This is a genomic window from Variovorax boronicumulans, assembly GCF_019352895.1.
In the GTDB taxonomy this organism is placed as follows: Bacteria; Pseudomonadota; Gammaproteobacteria; order Burkholderiales; family Burkholderiaceae_C; genus Variovorax; species Variovorax boronicumulans_A.
Genome location: NZ_JAAAFX010000004.1, coordinates 1,495,916 through 1,514,211, shown reverse-complemented (window position 1 = coordinate 1,514,211; position 18,296 = coordinate 1,495,916). Strand labels below are relative to the sequence as shown.

Sequence of the window (18,296 nt, the reverse complement as noted above, 5' to 3'; positions counted from 1 at the left end):
CAAGGCCATCGCATGAAAGACGCCAACAACCGCCGGGCGATTCGTCTGGGCGACCCCACCGACCATGGCGGCGAGGTCAAGACTGCGCTGACCAGCATCCTGGTGCGCGGCCTGCCTGTTGCCGCGGAGGGATGCCTCGTCACGTGCCCGCGATGCGGTGGTGATTTTCGGATCCTTCCGTCGGCCTCGCCGTCGCCGCGCCGGCATCTCGGCCAGACGATCGCCTTCGAGGACGACCTGACCGAATGCGGCGCGCGGCTGCTCTCTACGCTGCCCGGCTGACCGAGGCGCCCAGGCTCTCGAGCAGCACACGAAACGCCGGCGCGATGTGCTCTTCCTGCACGCACGCAAACCCCAACAGCAGCCCGCGTTGCGCACCGCCGCGCTGGTAGTACGACGACAGCGGCCGCGTGAGCACGCCGCGCGCCTGCGCCGCCCGGGCGATCGCCACGTCGTCGCTGCCGTCCGGCAGGCGCAGCACCAGGTGCAGACCCGCGTTGCTGGCTTGCGGGTGCAGAAAGTCCGGCCCCAGGTGCTCGCCGATCAGCCCGGCCAGCAAGGCGCGCCGGCGCGCATAGAGCACGCGCATGCGCCGGATGTGCGCGGCATAGTGGCCCTGGTCGATCAGTTCGGCCAGGGCGGCCTGCGTGATGGCATGGCCCTCGCGGTACAGGTCGGCATGGGCCGTGCGAAAGGGCGTCGCCAGCGCGCGCGGCAGCACCATGTAGCCCACGCGCAGGCCCGGGAACAGCGTCTTGCTGAAGGTGCCGACGTAGATCACCGGGCTGTCGGGCTCCAGGCCCTGCATCGCGGGGATGGGGCGGCCGGCGAAGCGGAACTCGCTGTCGTAGTCGTCCTCGACGATCCAGCTGCCGGACGTGCGCGCGAAATCCAGCAGCTCGCGCCGCCGCGCCAGGCTCATCACAGACCCCAGCGGGTACTGGTGCGAGGGCGTGACGAAGATCAGCCGCGGTGGCTTGCCGCCCTTGGGCCAGCCCGCGCCGGGGCCTTCGTCGTCGCTTTCCACATGCAGCGGCCGCACGCGCGCGGCGTCCATCTGCAGCACCTTGTGGAAGCCCCAGTAGCCGGGCTCCTCCACCCACACCGTCTCGCGTGGATCGACCAGCATGCGCAGCGTCATGTCGATGGCCTGGTGCACGCCCTCGGTCACGAGGACCTGGTCGGCATCGCAGCGCACCGAGCGCGCCACGCGCAGGTGTTCGGCGATCGCGGCGCGCAGGGCGGGGTGGCCGCCGCCGTGCGAATAGGTCAGCAGTTCGGGCGCGGGCGCGCGCCACAGCCGGTGGAGGATGCGGCTGTATTGCCGATGCGGGAATTGCGTGACGTCGGGCACGCCGGGCATGAAGGCGCCCCACTGCACCGGAGCGGCCGAGGCGTTGGCCAGCAAGGTCTGCGCGCGCTTCGACAGCCGCACCGGCGCACTCGCGGCGGCGGCGGCGGTGACGGGGCGGCCCGCACTCAGGAAATTGTCGGGTGCGGTGTCGGCGACGAAGGTGCCGCTGCCCACACGCGAATGCACATAGCCCTCGGCCTGCAGCTGCGCATAGGCATGCAGCACGGTGTTGCGCGACATGCCGATCTCGCGCGCCAGGTCGCGTGACGCGGGCAGCGGGCTCGACGGCGGCAGGCTGCCGTCGAGGATGGCCTCGCGCAGGCAGTCGTAGAGCTGGCGGTTGAGCGCCGCGCCGGCCTCGGGTGCCAGGCGTTGCAACACCAGGTCGGCGCAGATGGACTTCATGGTCTGGGTTTGGTCTTTTCGATTGGCTCCAACAAGATAACGGAAGTGGATCTTTTCGATGGGGCCAATCCGGCTTTCAATCATGCACCACCCATCGACTTCCTTCAGGACCTTTGACATGACCCGCAACACCGAACTCCATGCCCGGCGCCTCGCCGCCACGCCCCGCGGCGTGGGCGTGATGTGCGACTTCTTCGCCCAGCGCGCCGAGAACGCGAGCCTGTGGGACGTGGAAGGGCGCGAGTACATCGACTTCGCCGCCGGCATCGCGGTGCTCAACACCGGCCACCGCCATCCGCGCATCGAGGCCGCCATCGCCGCGCAGCTCAAGCAGTTCACCCACACCGCCTACCAGATCGTTCCCTACGAGAGCGTGGTGACGCTGGCCGAGCGGCTGAACGCGCTGGTGCCCATCAGCGGCCCGGTGAAGACGGCCTTCTTCACCACCGGTGCCGAGGCGGTGGAGAACGCGGTGAAGATCGCGCGCGCCCACACCGGCCGCGCGGGCGTGGTCACCTTCGGCGGCGGCTTCCATGGCCGCACGCTGATGGCGCTGGCCATGACCGGCAAGGTCGCGCCCTACAAGATCGGCTTCGGGCCTTTCCCGGCCGACGTGTTCCACGTGCCTTTCCCGAGCGCTATCGAAGGCGTGAGCGCGGCGGATTCGCTGGCGGCGCTGGCCCGGCTGTTCAAGACCGACATCGAGCCGCAGCGGGTGGCCGCGATCGTGATCGAGCCGGTGCAGGGCGAGGGCGGCTTCAACGTCGCGCCGACCGAACTGCTGCAGGGCCTGCGCGCGTTGTGCGATGCGCACGGCATCGTGTTCATCGCCGACGAGGTGCAGAGCGGCTTCGCGCGCACCGGCAGGTTGTTCTCGATGCAGCACCACGGCGTCGAGCCCGACCTGATCACGCTGGCCAAGAGCCTGGCCGGCGGCATGCCGCTGTCGGCCGTTTCGGGCCGCGCCGCGATCATGGACGCGCCCGCGCCGGGCGGCCTGGGCGGCACCTACGCGGGCAACCCGCTGGCCGTGGCCTCGGCCCATGCGGTGCTCGACGTGATCGCCGACGAGCAGCTGTGCGAACGCGCCGCCGCACTGGGCGCCAGGCTGGTGGCCCGCCTGCTGGGCGCCAAGGAATCGAATCCGGCCATCGCCGACGTGCGGGCCCAGGGATCGATGGTCGCGATCGAACTGCGCGACCCGGCCACCGGCGCCCACGACGCCGAAGCCGTGAAGCGCGTGCAGGCCAGGGCCTTGGCGCAAGGCCTGCTGCTGCTGAGCTGCGGCATGTACGGCAACGTGATCCGCTTCCTGTACCCGCTGACCATCCCCGAGGCGCTGTTCGACCGCGCGCTGGACGTCATCGACGAGGCACTGCAGGCATGAACGCGCGCGTCCCCACCGACACCCTGGGCCTCGCCCGTCCCGACCTGCTGCAGCAGGCCTGCCTGATCGACGGCTGCTGGGTCGCGGCCGACGACGGCCGCACGGTCGAGGTGACCGACCCCGCCACCGGCGCGGTGCTGGCTCGCGTGCCCCACATGGGTCGCGCCGAAACCGAACGCGCCATCGCCGGCGCCGCCGCGGCGCTGCCCGCCTGGCGCGCGCGCAGCGCCCGCGAGCGCGCCCAGGTGCTGCGCCGCTGGGCCGACCTGATGGTCGCGCACCAGGACGATCTCGGTCGCCTGATGACGCTCGAGCAGGGCAAGCCGCTGGCCGAGGCCAGGGGCGAGATCGCCTATGCGGCCTCCTTCATCGAGTGGTTCGCCGAAGAGGCCAAGCGCGTCGACGGCGAGGTGCTGCAGCCGCAGCGCGGCGGCCAGCGCATGGTGGTGCTCAAGCAGCCCATCGGCGTCTGTGCCGCGATCACGCCCTGGAACTTCCCGGCCGCGATGATCACGCGCAAGGTCGGCCCGGCGCTGGCCGCGGGCTGCACCATCGTCGTGAAGCCGGCCGAGCTCACGCCGCTCAGCGCCTTCGCGCTCGGCGTGCTGGCGCTCGAGGCCGGCCTGCCACCGGGCGTGCTGCAGATCCTGACCGGCGACGCGCCGGCCATCGGTGGCGCGTTGTGCGAGAGCGAGGTGGTGCGCAAGCTCAGCTTCACCGGCTCGACCGGCGTGGGCCGCACGCTGATGCAGCAGTGCGCGCCGACCATCAAGAAGCTCTCGCTCGAGCTCGGCGGCAACGCGCCCCTGATCGTGTTCGACGATGCCGACCTCGACACCGCCGTGCAGGGCATCCTGGCCTCCAAGTTCCGCAACGCCGGCCAGACCTGCGTGTGCGCCAACCGCATCTACGTGCAGGCCGGCATCCACGATGCGCTGGTCGAGCGGCTGGTGCAGGCGGTGGCCGCGCTGCCGGTGGGCAACGGCCTCGAGGCCGGCGTCACGCAGGGCCCGCTGATCGACACGCGCGCCGTCGCCAAGGTGCAGCAGCACATCGAAGACGCGCTCGCGCAGGGCGCGCAACTGCGCACCGGCGGCAAGCCGCATGCGCTGGGCGGCACCTTCTTCGAGCCCACGGTGCTGAGCGGCGTGACGCAGGCCATGCGCGTGGCGCGCGAAGAAACCTTCGGCCCGCTGGCGCCGATCTTCCGCTTCGAGACCGAGGACGAAGCCGTCGCGATGGCCAACGACACCGAGTTCGGCCTGGCGGCCTACCTGTTCACCGAGGACCGCCGCCGCATCTGGCGTGTGGGCGAGCAGTTGGAGACCGGCATGGTCGGCGTCAACACCGGCCTGATCTCCAACGAGGTCGCGCCCTTCGGCGGCGTCAAGCAGTCGGGCCTGGGCCGCGAAGGCTCGCGCCACGGCATCGAGGACTACCTGGAACTCAAATACCTCTGCTTGCAAGATTGAGCCGGCGCGCGCGAGAGGGAGGGGGTTGCCTTCGTTAACCTCAGGAACATGCTTGCAGCTTCCCCTTTCTCTCTTGTCCGACGACTCGCCATGACTGCGCTGCTCTGCGCGGGCCTGTCGGCGGCCCAGGCGGCCCCGCCCGCCGCCGCCATGTCCAAGCCCAGCTGGGGCGCGATCGCGGCCAAGCCCGGCGCCCATGGCTATGCCTTCAACCAGCCCTCGCGCGCCACGGCCGAGCGGCTGGCGCGCGCGCAGTGCGAGCGCGCGACCGGCGCCAAGCGCGTGCCGGGCGCCTGCGAGGTGCGCGTGTATTTCGATCGCAGCTGCGGCGCGCTGGCGACCGGCAACTTCGGCGAATGGGCCGGGGGCCTCGGGCCCGATGCCAAGGCTGCGGGCCAGGCCGCCGTGACCGCCTGCGATGCCCATCTGCCGACCGAGCCCTGCAAGCTCGCGGTGAGCGTCTGCTCGCTGCCCTGAGCGCTGTCGCGCGCGATCAGCGCGGCGTGGCCGCGCGCCACAGCGTCAACAGCCCGGCCAGAGTCAGCGCCAGCAGCGCCCCGAGGTAGGGCAGCACGTCGTGCAGCGGCGCGCCCATCTGGTTGAGCCGCAGCGAGGCCTGGATGCCCGCGGTGCTCGGAAAGAGCCAACGCAGCGCCTGCAGCTGCGCCGGCAGCGCCTCCACGGGCCATGAGAAACCCGAGAGAAAAGCCATCGGCAGGGCGGTGAACAGCAGCACCTGCAGGGCCCGCTCGCGGTCGCGGAACCAGCAGCCCAGCAGCAGGCCGAGCGTGCAGATCGCGGGCACGTAGAAGACCAGCAGCACCAAGGCGCCCCAGGGATTGCCGCCGCGCGGATAGTCCTGCAGGAAGAACACCCAGCCGAAGTAGAAGAGCCCGCTCAGGACACCGAACACCGAGAGCGCGCCCAGCCGTCCCAGCCAGGCGCCCATCGACGCGCGCAGCCGCCCGGCTTCGGCCCAGGTGCCCGCCAGCATGGCCGCGCCCATCAGCAGCGTCTGCTGCAGGATCAGCAGCGCCACCGCCGGCACCACATAGCTGCCGTAGCCCTCGGTCGGGTTGAACAGCGCGACCAGCTGCGTGTTGAGCGGGCTGCGGCTGCGCGCCGCCTGCGCGGCACTCTGCCCGCCGGCCTGCAGCTTGCGGATCTCGACGCCCGCCGACACCGTGCCCACGGCCTCCGAGAAGCCGTAGAGCACCGCCTTGTTGAGCAGCGCATAGGCGCCGTTGCCCTCGATGCTGACCACGGCCGAGGTGCCGCGCAGCACGTTGCGCTTGAGGTCGGCCGGCAGCAGTGCATAGCCCTCGATCTCGCCGCGCCACAGCGCCTGCTGCGCCTCGTGCACGTCGGCCGTGACCAGGCGCACGTCGAGGCGCGGGTTGGCCATCGCGAAGCGCGCGATCTGGCGCGACAGCGCGCTGTGGTCCTGGTCGACCACCGCCACCGGCACGCGCGTGACGGCCTGCGTGCCGTAGGGCCAGGGGTAGAAGAAGCCGTAGAGGATGGGCGCGAGCAGCATGATCAGCAGCACGCCCTTGTCGCGCAGCACGGCCAGCGCGGTGTCGCGCCAGGCGGCGCCGAGGTGGAGGCGGTCGCCGGTCATCAGCGTCCGCCCCAGCTGTCCGGCGCGCCGGCCGCGCGCACCAGCGTGCCCGCCGTGGCGGCCAGCAGCACGGCTGTGCCCAGCACCATCCACAGCGGCGTCGCCACCGAATAGGCCAGTGGCGCGCCCATCTGCAATTGCTCCATCTGCACGCGGATGTAGTGCGTGTAGGGCAGCAGCGTGGCCCACAGCTGTGCGAAGAAGGGCATCGCGACCAGCGGGAAGCCCACGCCGCCGAAGGCGAAGGCCGGCGCGGTGATGAAGCCCGTGGCCGACAGCGAGGTGCGCAGCGAGCGCGTGAGCCCCGCCACGAAGGCGCCGAGCGCGATCGACAGCGCGAGGAACACCACCAGTGCGATGAGCGTCCAGCCCAGCGAGCCGACCGGATGCCAGCCGCGCCCGGCCGTGATCCACAGCATCGCGGTGATGGCCACCGTGGACAGGCCCGCCAGCGGCAACGCCAGCTTGCCCGCCAGCGCGGCCAGCGCCTCGTGCCAGCGCGGCGCGGCGCCCAGCCAGGCGCCGAGGCTGCGGTCGCGCAGCTCGCGGCCCACGGCCCAGGCGCCCGCGGTCATGGCCAGGATGTGCAGCACGGCCGGAATGAGCGCGGCGCCCAGGAATTGCTCGTAGTCGGTCGAGGTGTTGAACAGCGCCACCGTGCTGGCCTTGATCGGCTCCATGCTCACGCGCGCCGCGGTCATCGATTCGCCGCGCTTGTTGCGCACCGCGAGCTCGACCCCGGCCGACACCGTGCCCACGGCCGTGCGCACGTCGCGCTGGATCAGGCTCGAATGCGTGCCCAGCTGCGCGTTGTGCAGCAGCACGACCTGGCCGACCCGGCCCTGCTTGACGTCGCGGCTCAGGTCGCGCGGCAGCTGCACGGCCGCATCGACCGCGCCGCTGGTGAGCGCGCGCGCCATCTCGCCTTCGTCGCTGTATTGCTGCACCACGCGCAGGCCCGGCGTGGCGTCGAGAAAGCGCACCAGCTGGCGCGACAGCGCGGAGTGGTCCTGGTCGAGCACGCCGATCGGCAGGCGCTGCGGCAGGCCGGCCGAGAAGATCCACCAGATCAGGAACACCGCGAGCAGCGGCACCCACGAGACCATGGCCAGGTCCCAGGGGCGCGTGCGCAGCAGCGCGAACTCGCGCCGTGCACTGGCGGTGGAGAAGCCTCTGAGGCTCATCGCGCGTTGCCTCCGTTCCGCATCGCGTGGCCCAGGCCTGCCACGCACGAAACCGTCACGGCGCAAGGCCAGGAACACCGCGGAACCGGCTTTGCCGGGCCGCTGGTGTTGCCCCCGGTCGGGGGTGGGCGAAGCGGACACGAAGTGCCGCGCAGCCTGGGGGCGAGCCTCATTCCACGAGCACGCTCATGCCGGGGCGCGCGCCTTCGATGGGCTGCAAGGGCCGTGCGCGAACCTCGAAGGTGCGCACGTCGAAGCCCGCGCCGCCGCGCGTGGCGCGCCAGGTCGCGAAGTCGGGCAGCACGGCGCTGTAGTAGACCTTGAAGCGGGCCGTGCGCTGGCCTTCGGGCAACGCGGGCAGGCGGGCGTCGAACTCCTGGCCCATCGCAAAACGCGCGAGCCGGTCTTCGCGCACGTTGAGCACCAGCCACTGGTCGCTCAGGTCGACCACGGTCACCACCGCCACGCCCTGCGGCGACAGCTCGCCGACCTTGGCCAGCACCTTGGCCACCTCGCCGCCGACCGGGCTGCGCAGCTCGGTCTCGGCCTTGGCGGCCTCGGCTTCGGCCAGCACCCCGGCCACCTGGCGCGCCTGCGCGCTGGCCGCGGCCTTGTCCTCGGGGCGGGCGCCGCTGCGCGCCATGTCGTACTGCGCGCGGGCGGCGATGGCGGCGTCGCGCGAGGCCTTCCAGTTGGCCTCGGCCTCGTCGCGCTTCTGGTCGGCCACCAGGCCTTCGCGCGCCAGGCCGTCGACGCGGCGGAACGAGGTCTGCGCGAGTTGCGCCGCGGTCTCGGCGCGCTGCCATTGCATGCGCGCCATCTCGACCTCCTGCGGGCGGGCGCCGTTCTGCGCCTTGTCGGCCACGGCCTGCGCGGCCTGTTCGGCGGCGGTGGCCTGGGCGAGCTTGGCGCGCACCTCGGGGCTGTCCATGCGCACCAGCACTGCGCCGGCCTGGATGCGATCGCCTTCCTTGACCGCCACCTCGGCCACGCGGGCCGTTACCTTGCCGGCCACGTCGGTCTCGCGCGCTTCCATCTGGCCCTGGAACACCTCGGGCGCGGGCTGCGACGCGCGCCAGAAGCCCCAGACCAGCAGCGCGAGCACGAGCAGCGCGGCGAGGATCGCGATCAGTTTTCGGGTCTTGGCACTCATCATCAATTCACCTTCACGTCGGCACGCGCGATGTAGTCGGAAAAGCTGTCGGACAGGCCGGCGCTCTCGAGCAGTTGCGCGAGTGCCTGCACATAGTCGTTGGCGGCCTGCGCGCGCTCGGTCAGCACCTTGGCCTGGTTGGTCTCGGCGTCGATCAGGTCGAGCGTGGTGCTGGTGCCCTCGCGCAGCCCCGAGGTGCGCAGCCTGAGCACCTCCTGCGCGAGTTCGACCGAGACCTTCATCTCCAGGTACTGGCGGCGTGCGTTCTCCAGCGCGCGCCAGTTGCGCTCGACCAGCAGCGCGATGTCGCTGCGCGCCTGCGCGTCGGTGCGTTCGGCCTGTTCGATCTGCTTGAGCGACGCCGCCGACAGCGCGTTGCGGTCGACCGAGTCGTACAGCGACCAGCGCACGCCGACGCCGGCCACCCAGTCGGCGTTGCCGCTCTTGAGCTCGCGCGTGCCGAAGGCGATGACCTGCGGGCGGCGCAGCGCCTCTTCGCCTTCGTGCAGCTGCTCGGCCTGCGACTTCTTGGCCGCGACCTTGCCCAGGCCCGGGTGGCGCACGAGCGCCGAATCGATGAAGTAGCCCAGCGGCTCGACCGGCGTGCTGAGGATGAACAGCGGCGTCTGCGGCGCCACGCTGCCCTCGGCGCGCACGGTGCGGGCCAGCGCCACGGCGGCCAGGGCCGCGTCGTCCTCGGCCTTGCGTGCGTTGCGCCGCGCCTCTTCATAGGCCGCGCCGGCCTGCAGCCGCTCGACGCGCGAGATCACGCCGGCGGCGAGCATCTTCTGCGCCGCCGCGTCGTGCTGTGCGATGGTGCGCTCGGCCTGCGCGCGCAGCAGGGCCGCGCGCTGCGCGAGCTGGGCGCTGAAGTAGCGCTGCACCAGCAGCGTGTCGACCTCGTGGCCGGCCTGTTCGGCATCGGCCTGCGCCTCGCGCGTCTGCGCCGAGACGAAGCCGCGCACCGCATCGGTCGCGCCGCCGAGGTAGAGCGGCCAGACGGCCGAGACCGAGGCGTTGGCGCCGGTGTCGTGCCGGTTCAGCGTGTAGCTGTTCGGCAGCTGCGGGATGGGCAGGCGCGAGACGAAGCCCTGGAGCGAAGGCGGAAGCATCGCGCCGGCCTGCCCGAGCTTCTGGTTGAGCGGGTCCAGGTCGAGGTTCAGGTTGGCGTTGTAGGCATAGGCCAGGCCCGAGATGCTGACCGTCGGCCCGCCCAGGCCCTGGAGGCCCTGGCGCTGCAGCTCCTTGGCGTCGACCGCGGCGCGCGCGGCGGCCAGCTTGTCGGAGCGGTCGAGCATGCGGGCGCGGGCCGCGTCGAAGCTCAGTGCGAGAGTGTCGGCACTGGGCGGCGCCGGTGCCTGTGCGAGGGCCGCGGCACCGAACCCCAGCAGAGCCGGCAGCCACAGCAGGGAAGAGCGGAGTGCGGGGCGGTGTCGTTGCATCGTTTCAGGTTGCCTTGCGCAGAGCATGTCTGGCGCTTGCTGCAGGTTCACGGGGACGTCGCCTGCACCGCGCCAGGGATTCCGGCATATGGATCACGGGTCCGAGTGGCAGGCCGAGCGCGAGGTCTAGCTTGCATTCAGGGGGTCGATCAATTGTTACATCGACGATGTTACAGAGATCGAAAGCCGCGAACCCGGAGAAGCCGGTCCACGACCGGCGCCTTTCGACTTTCGATCGCAGCTGCGGCGCGCTGGCGACCGGCAACTTCGGCGAAAGCGCCGGCGGACTCGGGCCGATTCGAAAGCCGCGGGCCAGGCCGCCGCGATCGCCTGCGATGCCCACCGGCCGACCGAACCTTGCCAGCGGGCGGTGAGCGCAGGCGCGCTGCCCCGATTCGCCGAGACATCCGTCACGCGAGTGAATTTTCGATGCCGCACGGGCCCGGCCGCGGTGCAATCCCCCCTTAGAGTCGTCGCTTCATTTCCGCCGCCAGGCGTGCACTGCGATGCGACCTCACTCCGACCCTTTTCCGACAGCCTTCCAGGCCGTGCTGCTGTTCATCGCCCTGGTGCTGTTCGAGCAGTTGATCGCCTATGCCTTGTTCGATGCCCGGGCGCTGCTCGACCTGACGGAAGCTCAGCGAAGTTCATTGACCGTGCTGCTGGGCAACGGCTGTGTCTTCGCCCTGGTGATGCATTTCCAGGATCTCGGCTATCGCGACCTGTTCCACAGCGGCGCATCGTCGGCCAGGGCGACGCTGGGTTTGATCGTGCCGCCCACGCTGCTGCTGGTGCCCCTGCTGCTCCTGGTCATGGGCTGGGTGCAGGCAGTGATGACTCATTTCTTTCCGCTGTCCGCATGGGAGGAGCAGGGCTTCGCGCGCATGGGATCGGATGAATTCGCGTCCCTGCTGGCGGTGTGCGTGCTCGCGCCCGTGCTGGAGGAAATGCTCTTCCGTGGCATCGTGCTGCGCGGCTTTCTGCAACGCTACAGCCGCGCCACGGCGATCGTCGGATCGGCCGTGCTGTTCGGTGCGGTTCATCTGAACATGTACCAGTTCATGGGCGGCCTGGTGGCGGGCCTGATCCTGGGGTGGCTGTACGAGCGCACGCGTTCGCTCATTCCCTGCATTGCGCTTCACGGGGCCTACAACACGGGCGCCACGATGTTGTCCGAGGCGCCGCACAGGGCCGAGGACGGCATGGCCTTCGGTCTGCTGTCGCTGGTGGCCGCAGTCTGCGGGGCACTCGCCTTGCGACGCCTTCTGGGCGGCGAGCGCGCCGTGCGCTGACAGGCTTTTCCCGACGGTCTCCGCACGCCGTTTTTACGCTTTCTTTACGCCCCCCACACGCCTCTGTTCCCCGTTTTTACGCCCCTCTGCCGAGACTGACACCCGTGTCTCGAACTTGAGGAGTGCTGTATGGACATCGTATGGATGGCGGCGGTTGCCGTGCTGTGGGTGGTGGTCGCGGAGATGGTGGTCGGCCTGAACAGGCTGGCCCGGCCGAAGGCCACCGAAGGAGATCGCTCGTGATCGGCCTCGACGTGCTCTATGGCGCGGGCGGCCTGATCGCGGTGATCCTGTTCACCTACCTGGTCTTCGCGCTGATCTGCGCGGAGGAGTTCTGACCATGACTTCCTCCGCCTGGGGCCTGCTGGCCCTTCTGCTGGTCGCGCTGCTCGTGCTGGGCTGGCCGCTGGGCCGCTTCATCGCGGCGCTGTGCGACGGTCGCCTGCCGCGCTGGATGCAGCGCATCGAGATCCCGCTCTACAAGCTGGCCGGCGTCGCGCCCGGCGAGTCGATGCACTGGCGCACCTACGCGCTGGCGCTGCTGGCCTTCAATGCCATCGGCACCTTCTTCGTCTACGGCCTGCAGCGCCTGCAAGGCCTGCTGCCGCTCAACCCCGCGGGCATGGCGGCGGTGTCGCCCGATTCCGCCTTCAACACCGCGGTGAGCTTCGTCGCCAACACCAACTGGCAGGGCTATGCGGGCGAGTCGACCATGAGCTATCTCACGCAGATGCTCGGCCTCACGGTGCAGAACTTCCTCTCGGCCGCGACCGGCATCGCGGTGGCCTTCGCGCTGGCGCGCGGCTTCGCGGCGCGGCGCACCGATGGCAAGGGCTTCGTGGGCAACTTCTGGGTCGACATGACCCGCATCACGACCTGGCTGCTGCTGCCGATCTCCTTCGTGCTGGCGCTGTTCTTCGCGGGCCAGGGCGTGATCCAGAACTTCGATGCCTACAAGACCGTGACCACGCTCGAGGCCACGGCCTACAAGGCGCCCAAGCTCGACGCGGCCGGCCAGCCGCTGCTCGACAAGGCCGGCGCGCCGGTGACCGAAGACGCGAACACCACGACCCAGACGCTCGCCATGGGCCCGGTCGCGTCGCAGGAGGCGATCAAGATGCTGGGCACCAACGGGGGCGGCTTCTTCAACGCCAACTCGGCCCACCCCTACGAGAACCCGACCGCGCTCACCAACTTCGTGCAGATGCTGGCGATCCTGTTGATCCCCGTCGCGCTGTGCTTCGCCTTCGGCCGCGTGGTCGGCGACCTGCGCCAGGGCTGGGCCGTGCTGGCCGCGATGACGGTGCTGTTCGTGATCGCCGTGATCGTGGTGATCCCGGCCGAGCAGGTGGGCAACCCGCTGCTGGCGCCGCTGGGCGTCGACCAGGTGCAGTCCGCGCTGCAGGCCGGCGGCAACATGGAAGGCAAGGAAACGCGCTTCGGCATCACCGCCTCGGCGCTGTTCGCGGCCGTCACCACCGCCGCTTCGTGCGGCGCGGTGAACGCCATGCACGACTCCTTCACGCCGCTGGGCGGCATGGTGCCGATCGTGCTGATGCAGCTGGGCGAGGTGGTCTTCGGCGGCGTCGGCAGCGGGCTCTACGGCATGCTGATCTTCGCCATCCTCGCAGTGTTCATCGCCGGCCTGATGATCGGCCGCACGCCCGAGTACCTGGGCAAGAAGATCGAGGTGCACGAGATGAAGCTGACGTCGATCGCGATCCTGGTCACGCCGATCCTGGTGCTGGCCGGCACGGCCGTCGCGGTGAGCCTGGGCGCGGGCAAGGCGGGCATCGCCAACCCCGGCGCGCACGGCTTCTCCGAGATCCTCTATGCGCTGACCTCGGCCGCCAACAACAACGGCAGCGCCTTCGCCGGCCTGTCGGCCAACACGCCCTTCTACAACGCGCTGCTGGCCATCGCGATGTGGTTCGGCCGCTTCGCGATGATCGTGCCGGTGCTGGCCATCGCCGGCGCGCTGGCCGCCAAGAAACGCCTGCCGGTGACGGCCGGCACCATGCCCACGCACGGACCGCTGTTCGTGGCACTGCTGATCGGCACCGTGCTGCTGGTCGGCCTGCTCAACTACGTGCCGGCGCTCGCGCTGGGCCCGATGGTCGAGCACCTGATGCTCTGGAAGTGAGGGTCGCACCATGACCTCGAAAACTGCAAGTTCCCTTTCCCTGTTCGACATGGCGCTGGTCCGGCCGGCCCTGTGGGGCGCGGTCGCCAAGCTGAGCCCGCGGGTGCAATGGCGCAACCCGGTGATGTTCATCGTCTACATCGGCAGCATCATGACCACGCTGCTGTGGCTGCATGCGCTGAGCTTCCCGGGCGACAGCGGCATGCCGCCGGCCTTCGTGCTCGCGATCTCGGTCTGGCTCTGGTTCACCGTGCTGTTCGCGAACTTCGCCGAGGCCCTGGCCGAAGGCCGCAGCAAGGCGCAGGCCGCCTCGCTGCGTGGCCTGCGCAAGGACACCTGGGCCAAGAAGCTCAGCGAGCCTTTCCATGGCGCGGCCTTCCTGCCGGAGCAGGCGCCGAACCTGCGCAAGGGCGACGTCGTGCTGGTCGAGACCGGTGACGTGATCCCGCTCGACGGCGAGGTCATCGAAGGCGTGGCCTCGGTCGACGAGAGCGCGATCACCGGCGAATCGGCACCCGTGGTGCGCGAGTCGGGCGGCGACTTCTCGGCCGTGACCGGCGGCACCCGCGTGCTGTCCGACTGGCTGGTGGTGCGCATCAGCGTGAACCCGGGCGAGTCCTTCCTCGACCGCATGATCGGCATGGTCGAGGCGGCCAAGCGCCAGAAGACGCCCAACGAGGTCGCGCTGACCATCCTGCTGGTCGCGCTCACGCTGGTGTTCCTGATGGTCACGGTCACGCTGCTGCCCTACTCGGTGTTCAGCGTGGGCGCGATGGGCACGGGCACCGTGGTCTCGCTCACCGCGCTGGTGGCGCTGCTGGTGTGCCTGATCCCGACCACCATCGGCGGCCTGCTGTCGGCCGTGGGCGTGGCCGGCATGAGCCGCATGATGCAGGCCAACGTGATCGCGACCTCGGGCCGCGCGGTGGAAGCCGCAGGCGACGTCGACGTGCTGCTGCTCGACAAGACCGGCACCATCACGCACGGCAATCGCCAGGCCAGCGCCTTCCTCCCGGCACCTGGCGTGACGCCCGAGCGCCTGGCGCGCGCCGCGCTGCTCTCGTCGCTGCCGGACGAAACGCCCGAGGGCCGCAGCATCGTCGAGCTGGCACGCCGCGGCGGCACCGACGACAGCGCCATCGCCGATGCGCGCTTCGTGCCCTTCACCGCGCAGACCCGCATGAGTGGGGTCGACCTGCCCGCCGCCCCGAACAGCCTGGACACCGATCCGGTGCTCCTGCGCAAGGGCGCGGTCGAGGCCCTGCGCCGCCATGTCGAGGCGCTGGGCGGCAGCGTGCCGCCCGAGGTGCTGCGCGCCGCCGAGGAAGCGGCCCGCCGCGGCAGCACGCCGCTGGCCGTGGCCGAAGGCAACCGCGTGCTCGGCGTGGTCGAGCTCAAGGACATCGTCAAGACCGGCATCAAGGAACGTTTTGCCGAACTGCGCGCGATGGGCATCAAGACGGTGATGATCACCGGCGACAACAAGCTCACGGCCGCGGCCATCGCGGCCGAGGCCGGCGTCGACGACTTCCTGGCCGAGGCCACGCCCGAGGACAAGCTGGCGCTGATCCGCAAGTACCAGGCCGAGGGCCGGCTGGTCGCGATGACCGGCGACGGCACCAACGACGCCCCCGCGCTGGCGCAGGCCGACGTGGCGGTGGCTATGGGCAGCGGCACGCAGGCCGCGAAGGAGGCCGGCAACATGGTCGACCTCGACTCCAACCCGACCAAGCTGCTCGAGGTGGTGGAGACCGGCAAGGCGCTCTTGATGACGCGCGGTTCGCTCACCACCTTCTCGATCGCCAACGACGTGGCGAAGTACTTCGCGATCATTCCCGCGATCTTCGTGAGCACCTACCCGCAACTGGGCGCGCTCAACGTGATGCGGCTCGCGAGCCCCTCGTCGGCCATCCTGAGCGCGGTGATCTTCAATGCGCTGGTGATCGTTTTCCTGATCCCGCTGGCGCTCAAGGGCGTGCGCTACCGGCCGGTCGGCGCGGCCGCGCTGCTGCGCCGCAACCTCGCGATCTACGGCCTCGGCGGCCTGGTCGTGCCCTTCATCGGCATCAAGCTGATCGACTGGCTGCTGGTTGCCATCCATCTCGTCTGAGGACACCACCATCATGAAAAACATCCTTCGCCCCGCGCTGGTTCTCTTCGTCGCACTCAGCGTGCTCACGGGCCTGCTCTATCCGCTGGCCGTGACCGGCGCCGCCCAGGCCGTGTTTCCCGACCAGGCCGCGGGCAGCCTGGTCGAGCGCGACGGCCAAGCCGTCGGCTCGCGGCTGATCGGCCAGAACTTCAGCGACCCCCAGCATTTCTGGGGCCGTCCCTCGGCCACCGCGCCCATGCCCTACAACGCCAGCGCCTCGGGCGGCGCCAACCAGGGCCCGCTCAACCCGGCGCTGGTCGACGCCGTCAAGGGCCGTGTCGAGGCGCTGCGCGCAGCCGACCCGGGCCACACCGCACCGGTGCCGGTCGATCTGGTGACCACCTCGGCCAGCGGCCTCGATCCCGAGATCAGCCCCGCGGCCGCGCTCTATCAGGTGCCCCGCATCGCGCGCCTGCGGCAATTGCCGCTCGACCAGGTGACGGCACTGGTCCATCGCCAGACCGAGACGCCGCTGGGCGGCTTCTTCGGTGAGCCGCGGGTGAATGTGCTGGCGCTGAACCTGGCGCTCGATGCGCTGGCGAAGTAGCGTTGTTGCAACGCATGTCCGGCGCTTTTGTTGCCGTTAGCGCGAGAGCATGGGAGAAGGCTTGCGTCTCAACCTGCTCCCGCGCAGATGAAACGACTGCCGAGCCCGAAGAGCAGGATCACGCCAAGCAAGGACGCGACAGCAATTTTTTTCTCAAGAACCTGATCTCCGTTGGATGCTTTCGGAGCATCCACCAGAGCAAGCCATTGAGCACCTGCGTTGCGGCGATCACCAGGATTGTCTCTGCCGCCTGACTGACAACGGGCCCCGACATTGCGTTGCTCGTGGTCGGCAAACCAGATGGCATAGCTGGCCGTTGCCGCAGACACCACGATTTGCGGGAAGTTCAGCAGCAGGATCAGCGAAGAAGCCAACGACGCATCGCTCAGGGAGGGGGGCTTCGTGCGCCGCCGCCACGGGCTTTGGCAATGCTCCAGACGCAGCCGACAACGCAGGCACTCAAGATCATGAAGCTCGAAACATCGGTGCTCCAATGACCGTCGAGAACTCGGCTTACGACAGCTCCGATGCACATGAACCCCGTGGCATAGAAAAACTCCCCCGCGAGCAACGCAAACCACGCATGCCGCCTGAGGATGGGCCGTTTGAAGTGAGTCCAGAGCGCCATGCCGAAGCCCGCCACACTCGTTAGCACCCAAGAGAGAAGCGATAGGCCCGTCAACAAGGTAATAGGCCCTACAAAAACGGTCCCCCTATTGATAGGGAAGAGAAGAACGGCTGCCAGCAACGGTGCCACTGATGCCGCAACCGCGATTCCTGCAAGCCGGCCGAGCCAGATTGCTCTGGCAGCGCTATCGGACACCGGCATCAAAGACGTTCTGGGCCAGAGACTTCCAGCGTGCCGGCGAATCCTTGACCACTTGGGCGTAATAAAAATGACCTTCTGCCTTGCCCGATCCGAATTGCCTGCCCAGCGTTGGAATCGCCAGTGCAACTTCAAGTTGTGTCATTCCCGCGTGGAGCACGTCTCCCTTGTCGGTCAGATCGACGACCACCACGCTCTGGATGTGCTGATTGGCACGCAATTTGGCAAGGAACTCACGGTCGATGGGCGATCCGATCAGTACGAGGTGATCGACGATGTGGCCCTTGTTTGCATAAAAGTTGGCGGTCTGGGCCGCGAGCAGCGAGCCATAGGAATAACCGATCAAGTTGAACTGGCCTTCTTTTGCGTCCATCCCAGTTGTCAAGACCCAATCGCCGCTGTCTTCATAGCGAATGACCAAGCCAGCCCTGAATGCGTCAATAAAGGTGCCGCCAATGTCCTTTCCGTAGGGGAAATTCGCGCCGCCGGTGTTCGTGAGACCCACGCTCAGGTTCTTGATGCCCGCCACCTGAAATGCAGCCAGGGTCGGCTTGATGTAGTCACCATTCAGGCCGGCACCGCCCCAGTAAAGCGTGCCTCGTGGTGTCTTGACATAGACCTTGACCGGCGCCGTATCGCTCTTGAGCGTGAGCGCTGCAGTGAACGTCGCAATGGGTACAACCGCTTGGAGGACCATGTCACTCACCCCCTGGGAGAATTTCCAACGTCGCTTGCATTGCGTCCTTGGCAAGGATTCGTTGCGTCCGACCTTCGCTGTCGGTCACGCCCTCGAAGCGCAGGCCGTCGACGCTGATGCGGTAGCGGCGGTTCGCCATCGGCTGGCCCGTCACTTCATCGAGAACCTCGAAATGTTGGTCAAAGTCTTTGGGAGATGCGTCCGAATGATGATCGTCAAGCATGCCTTCGACTGCAGGCCCGAACGCGAGGCCCGCTGCCGCCGTGTGGTCGATCGCTACGCGAGCGTTTCGTTGAGACGCAACGAGCGCCGCACCGCACGAAGTCAGCATGCCCTCCAAGGCGATCGGTATGCCGTTGACGGTGCGGTTCTCCGCCCCTTCGATGATGCTGAATATGCCCTTGCAACGCGGACATCGAACCTTGTGGCCCATGCCGGACGCAAGCCGTCCATACACGTTCAAGGTCGGGAAACCCTCGAGCACGGTGCCGCCGTGCGAGGTCGTATCTCCCACGCAAATGATGGGCCGTTCTGCCATGATCAGTACCTCCTTGTGCCAGCGTGCTGGCCTACTGTTCGTCAACGCTGCCTCTCGGGTTTGCCGTGCCGCACGGACACCCA

General features: G+C 69.2%; 17 protein-coding genes. 9 read left to right on the top strand and 8 right to left on the bottom strand.

Annotation, left to right across the window (positions count from 1 at the left end):
• Nucleotides 1–12: 12 nt before the first annotated feature.
• Nucleotides 13–282 carry a PAAR domain-containing protein gene (locus K0H49_RS08455; RefSeq protein WP_219211122.1) on the top strand — a complete coding sequence of 90 codons (270 nt, stop codon included), beginning with the start codon at nt 13–15 and terminating at the stop codon, nt 280–282.
• Here K0H49_RS08455 and pdxR read toward each other — a convergent pair.
• Nucleotides 266–1,759, bottom strand: coding sequence for a MocR-like pyridoxine biosynthesis transcription factor PdxR (gene pdxR / locus K0H49_RS08450; protein WP_219211120.1), 1,494 nt, complete (start codon nt 1,757–1,759; stop codon nt 266–268). The two genes, K0H49_RS08455 and pdxR, sit on opposite strands and share 17 nt — an antisense overlap.
• Nucleotides 1,760–1,877: 118 nt before the next feature.
• Between pdxR and K0H49_RS08445 the strand changes: the two genes are divergently transcribed.
• The 3 genes from K0H49_RS08445 to K0H49_RS08435 all read left to right on the top strand — a co-directional run bounded on the left by K0H49_RS08445 (nt 1,878) and on the right by K0H49_RS08435 (nt 5,095).
• Nucleotides 1,878–3,146 (top strand): 4-aminobutyrate--2-oxoglutarate transaminase, encoded by a 1,269-nt coding sequence (locus K0H49_RS08445; protein WP_219211119.1) that lies wholly within the window; start codon nt 1,878–1,880, stop codon nt 3,144–3,146.
• Nucleotides 3,143–4,618 (top strand): NAD-dependent succinate-semialdehyde dehydrogenase, encoded by a 1,476-nt coding sequence (locus K0H49_RS08440; protein WP_219211117.1) that lies wholly within the window; start codon nt 3,143–3,145, stop codon nt 4,616–4,618. Before K0H49_RS08445 ends, K0H49_RS08440 begins: the two co-directional genes overlap by 4 nt.
• A gap of 90 nt (nt 4,619–4,708) precedes the next feature.
• On the top strand, nt 4,709–5,095 hold the full coding sequence (locus K0H49_RS08435; protein WP_219211115.1) for a DUF4189 domain-containing protein: 387 nt from the start codon (nt 4,709–4,711) through the stop codon (nt 5,093–5,095).
• Nucleotides 5,096–5,111: 16 nt separating this feature from the next.
• Here K0H49_RS08435 and K0H49_RS08430 read toward each other — a convergent pair whose 3' ends face one another.
• The 4 genes from K0H49_RS08430 to K0H49_RS08415 all read right to left on the bottom strand — a co-directional run bounded on the left by K0H49_RS08430 (nt 5,112) and on the right by K0H49_RS08415 (nt 10,018).
• Nucleotides 5,112–6,239 carry an ABC transporter permease gene (locus K0H49_RS08430; RefSeq protein WP_219211113.1) on the bottom strand — a complete coding sequence of 376 codons (1,128 nt, stop codon included), beginning with the start codon at nt 6,237–6,239 and terminating at the stop codon, nt 5,112–5,114.
• Nucleotides 6,239–7,423, bottom strand: a complete 1,185-nt coding sequence (locus K0H49_RS08425) for an ABC transporter permease (protein WP_219211111.1) — start codon at nt 7,421–7,423, stop codon at nt 6,239–6,241. The genes K0H49_RS08430 and K0H49_RS08425 overlap by 1 nt, the downstream gene beginning before the upstream one ends.
• A gap of 169 nt (nt 7,424–7,592) precedes the next feature.
• On the bottom strand, nt 7,593–8,579 hold the full coding sequence (locus K0H49_RS08420; protein WP_374122320.1) for an HlyD family secretion protein: 987 nt from the start codon (nt 8,577–8,579) through the stop codon (nt 7,593–7,595).
• Entirely contained in the window at nt 8,579–10,018 is a 1,440-nt protein-coding gene (locus tag K0H49_RS08415; protein WP_219211107.1) for a TolC family protein, read from the bottom strand. The genes K0H49_RS08420 and K0H49_RS08415 overlap by 1 nt, the downstream gene beginning before the upstream one ends.
• Before the next feature lie 548 nt (nt 10,019–10,566).
• Here K0H49_RS08415 and K0H49_RS08410 point away from each other — a divergent pair.
• From K0H49_RS08410 to kdpC, 5 genes are all read left to right on the top strand, one after another.
• A complete protein-coding gene (locus tag K0H49_RS08410; RefSeq protein WP_374122319.1) occupies nt 10,567–11,310 on the top strand; it encodes a CPBP family intramembrane glutamic endopeptidase in 744 nt (247 codons plus the stop codon).
• Between the two features lie 239 nt (nt 11,311–11,549).
• Nucleotides 11,550–11,648, top strand: a complete 99-nt coding sequence (gene kdpF / locus K0H49_RS08405; RefSeq protein ID WP_183027985.1) for a K(+)-transporting ATPase subunit F — start codon at nt 11,550–11,552, stop codon at nt 11,646–11,648.
• 2 nt (nt 11,649–11,650) lie between these two features.
• The gene (kdpA, locus tag K0H49_RS08400; RefSeq protein ID WP_219211102.1) at nt 11,651–13,453 is read left to right on the top strand and encodes a potassium-transporting ATPase subunit KdpA; all 1,803 of its coding nucleotides are present in this window, start codon (nt 11,651–11,653) and stop codon (nt 13,451–13,453) included.
• 10 nt (nt 13,454–13,463) lie between these two features.
• Nucleotides 13,464–15,563: a potassium-transporting ATPase subunit KdpB gene (gene kdpB, locus K0H49_RS08395; protein ID WP_219211100.1), complete on the top strand. Its 2,100-nt coding sequence runs from the start codon at nt 13,464–13,466 to the stop codon at nt 15,561–15,563.
• A gap of 13 nt (nt 15,564–15,576) precedes the next feature.
• Nucleotides 15,577–16,152, top strand: a complete 576-nt coding sequence (gene kdpC / locus K0H49_RS08390; RefSeq protein ID WP_219211098.1) for a potassium-transporting ATPase subunit KdpC — start codon at nt 15,577–15,579, stop codon at nt 16,150–16,152.
• 68 nt (nt 16,153–16,220) lie between these two features.
• Here kdpC and K0H49_RS08385 read toward each other — a convergent pair whose 3' ends face one another.
• The 3 genes from K0H49_RS08385 to K0H49_RS08375 all read right to left on the bottom strand — a co-directional run bounded on the left by K0H49_RS08385 (nt 16,221) and on the right by K0H49_RS08375 (nt 18,213).
• Nucleotides 16,221–16,526: a hypothetical protein gene (locus tag K0H49_RS08385; protein ID WP_219211096.1), complete on the bottom strand. Its 306-nt coding sequence runs from the start codon at nt 16,524–16,526 to the stop codon at nt 16,221–16,223.
• Nucleotides 16,527–16,964: 438 nt separating this feature from the next.
• Nucleotides 16,965–17,675 (bottom strand): thioesterase domain-containing protein, encoded by a 711-nt coding sequence (locus K0H49_RS08380; RefSeq protein ID WP_219211094.1) that lies wholly within the window; start codon nt 17,673–17,675, stop codon nt 16,965–16,967.
• A gap of 1 nt (nt 17,676) precedes the next feature.
• Complete coding sequence (locus tag K0H49_RS08375; protein WP_219211092.1) at nt 17,677–18,213, bottom strand: PAAR domain-containing protein; 537 nt, start codon at nt 18,211–18,213, stop codon at nt 17,677–17,679.
• Nucleotides 18,214–18,296: the final 83 nt, after the last annotated feature.

Coding starts and splice junctions, on each gene's coding strand:
- K0H49_RS08455 (WP_219211122.1), top strand. CDS start 13: ATGAAAGACGCCAACAACCGCCGGGCGATTCGTCTGGGCGACCCCACC.
- pdxR (WP_219211120.1), bottom strand. CDS start 1,759: ATGAAGTCCATCTGCGCCGACCTGGTGTTGCAACGCCTGGCACCCGAG.
- K0H49_RS08445 (WP_219211119.1), top strand. CDS start 1,878: ATGACCCGCAACACCGAACTCCATGCCCGGCGCCTCGCCGCCACGCCC.
- K0H49_RS08440 (WP_219211117.1), top strand. CDS start 3,143: ATGAACGCGCGCGTCCCCACCGACACCCTGGGCCTCGCCCGTCCCGAC.
- K0H49_RS08435 (WP_219211115.1), top strand. CDS start 4,709: ATGACTGCGCTGCTCTGCGCGGGCCTGTCGGCGGCCCAGGCGGCCCCG.
- K0H49_RS08430 (WP_219211113.1), bottom strand. CDS start 6,239: ATGACCGGCGACCGCCTCCACCTCGGCGCCGCCTGGCGCGACACCGCG.
- K0H49_RS08425 (WP_219211111.1), bottom strand. CDS start 7,423: ATGAGCCTCAGAGGCTTCTCCACCGCCAGTGCACGGCGCGAGTTCGCG.
- K0H49_RS08420 (WP_374122320.1), bottom strand. CDS start 8,579: ATGATGAGTGCCAAGACCCGAAAACTGATCGCGATCCTCGCCGCGCTG.
- K0H49_RS08415 (WP_219211107.1), bottom strand. CDS start 10,018: ATGCAACGACACCGCCCCGCACTCCGCTCTTCCCTGCTGTGGCTGCCG.
- kdpA (WP_219211102.1), top strand. CDS start 11,651: ATGACTTCCTCCGCCTGGGGCCTGCTGGCCCTTCTGCTGGTCGCGCTG.
- kdpB (WP_219211100.1), top strand. CDS start 13,464: ATGACCTCGAAAACTGCAAGTTCCCTTTCCCTGTTCGACATGGCGCTG.
- kdpC (WP_219211098.1), top strand. CDS start 15,577: ATGAAAAACATCCTTCGCCCCGCGCTGGTTCTCTTCGTCGCACTCAGC.
- K0H49_RS08380 (WP_219211094.1), bottom strand. CDS start 17,675: ATGGTCCTCCAAGCGGTTGTACCCATTGCGACGTTCACTGCAGCGCTC.
- K0H49_RS08375 (WP_219211092.1), bottom strand. CDS start 18,213: ATGGCAGAACGGCCCATCATTTGCGTGGGAGATACGACCTCGCACGGC.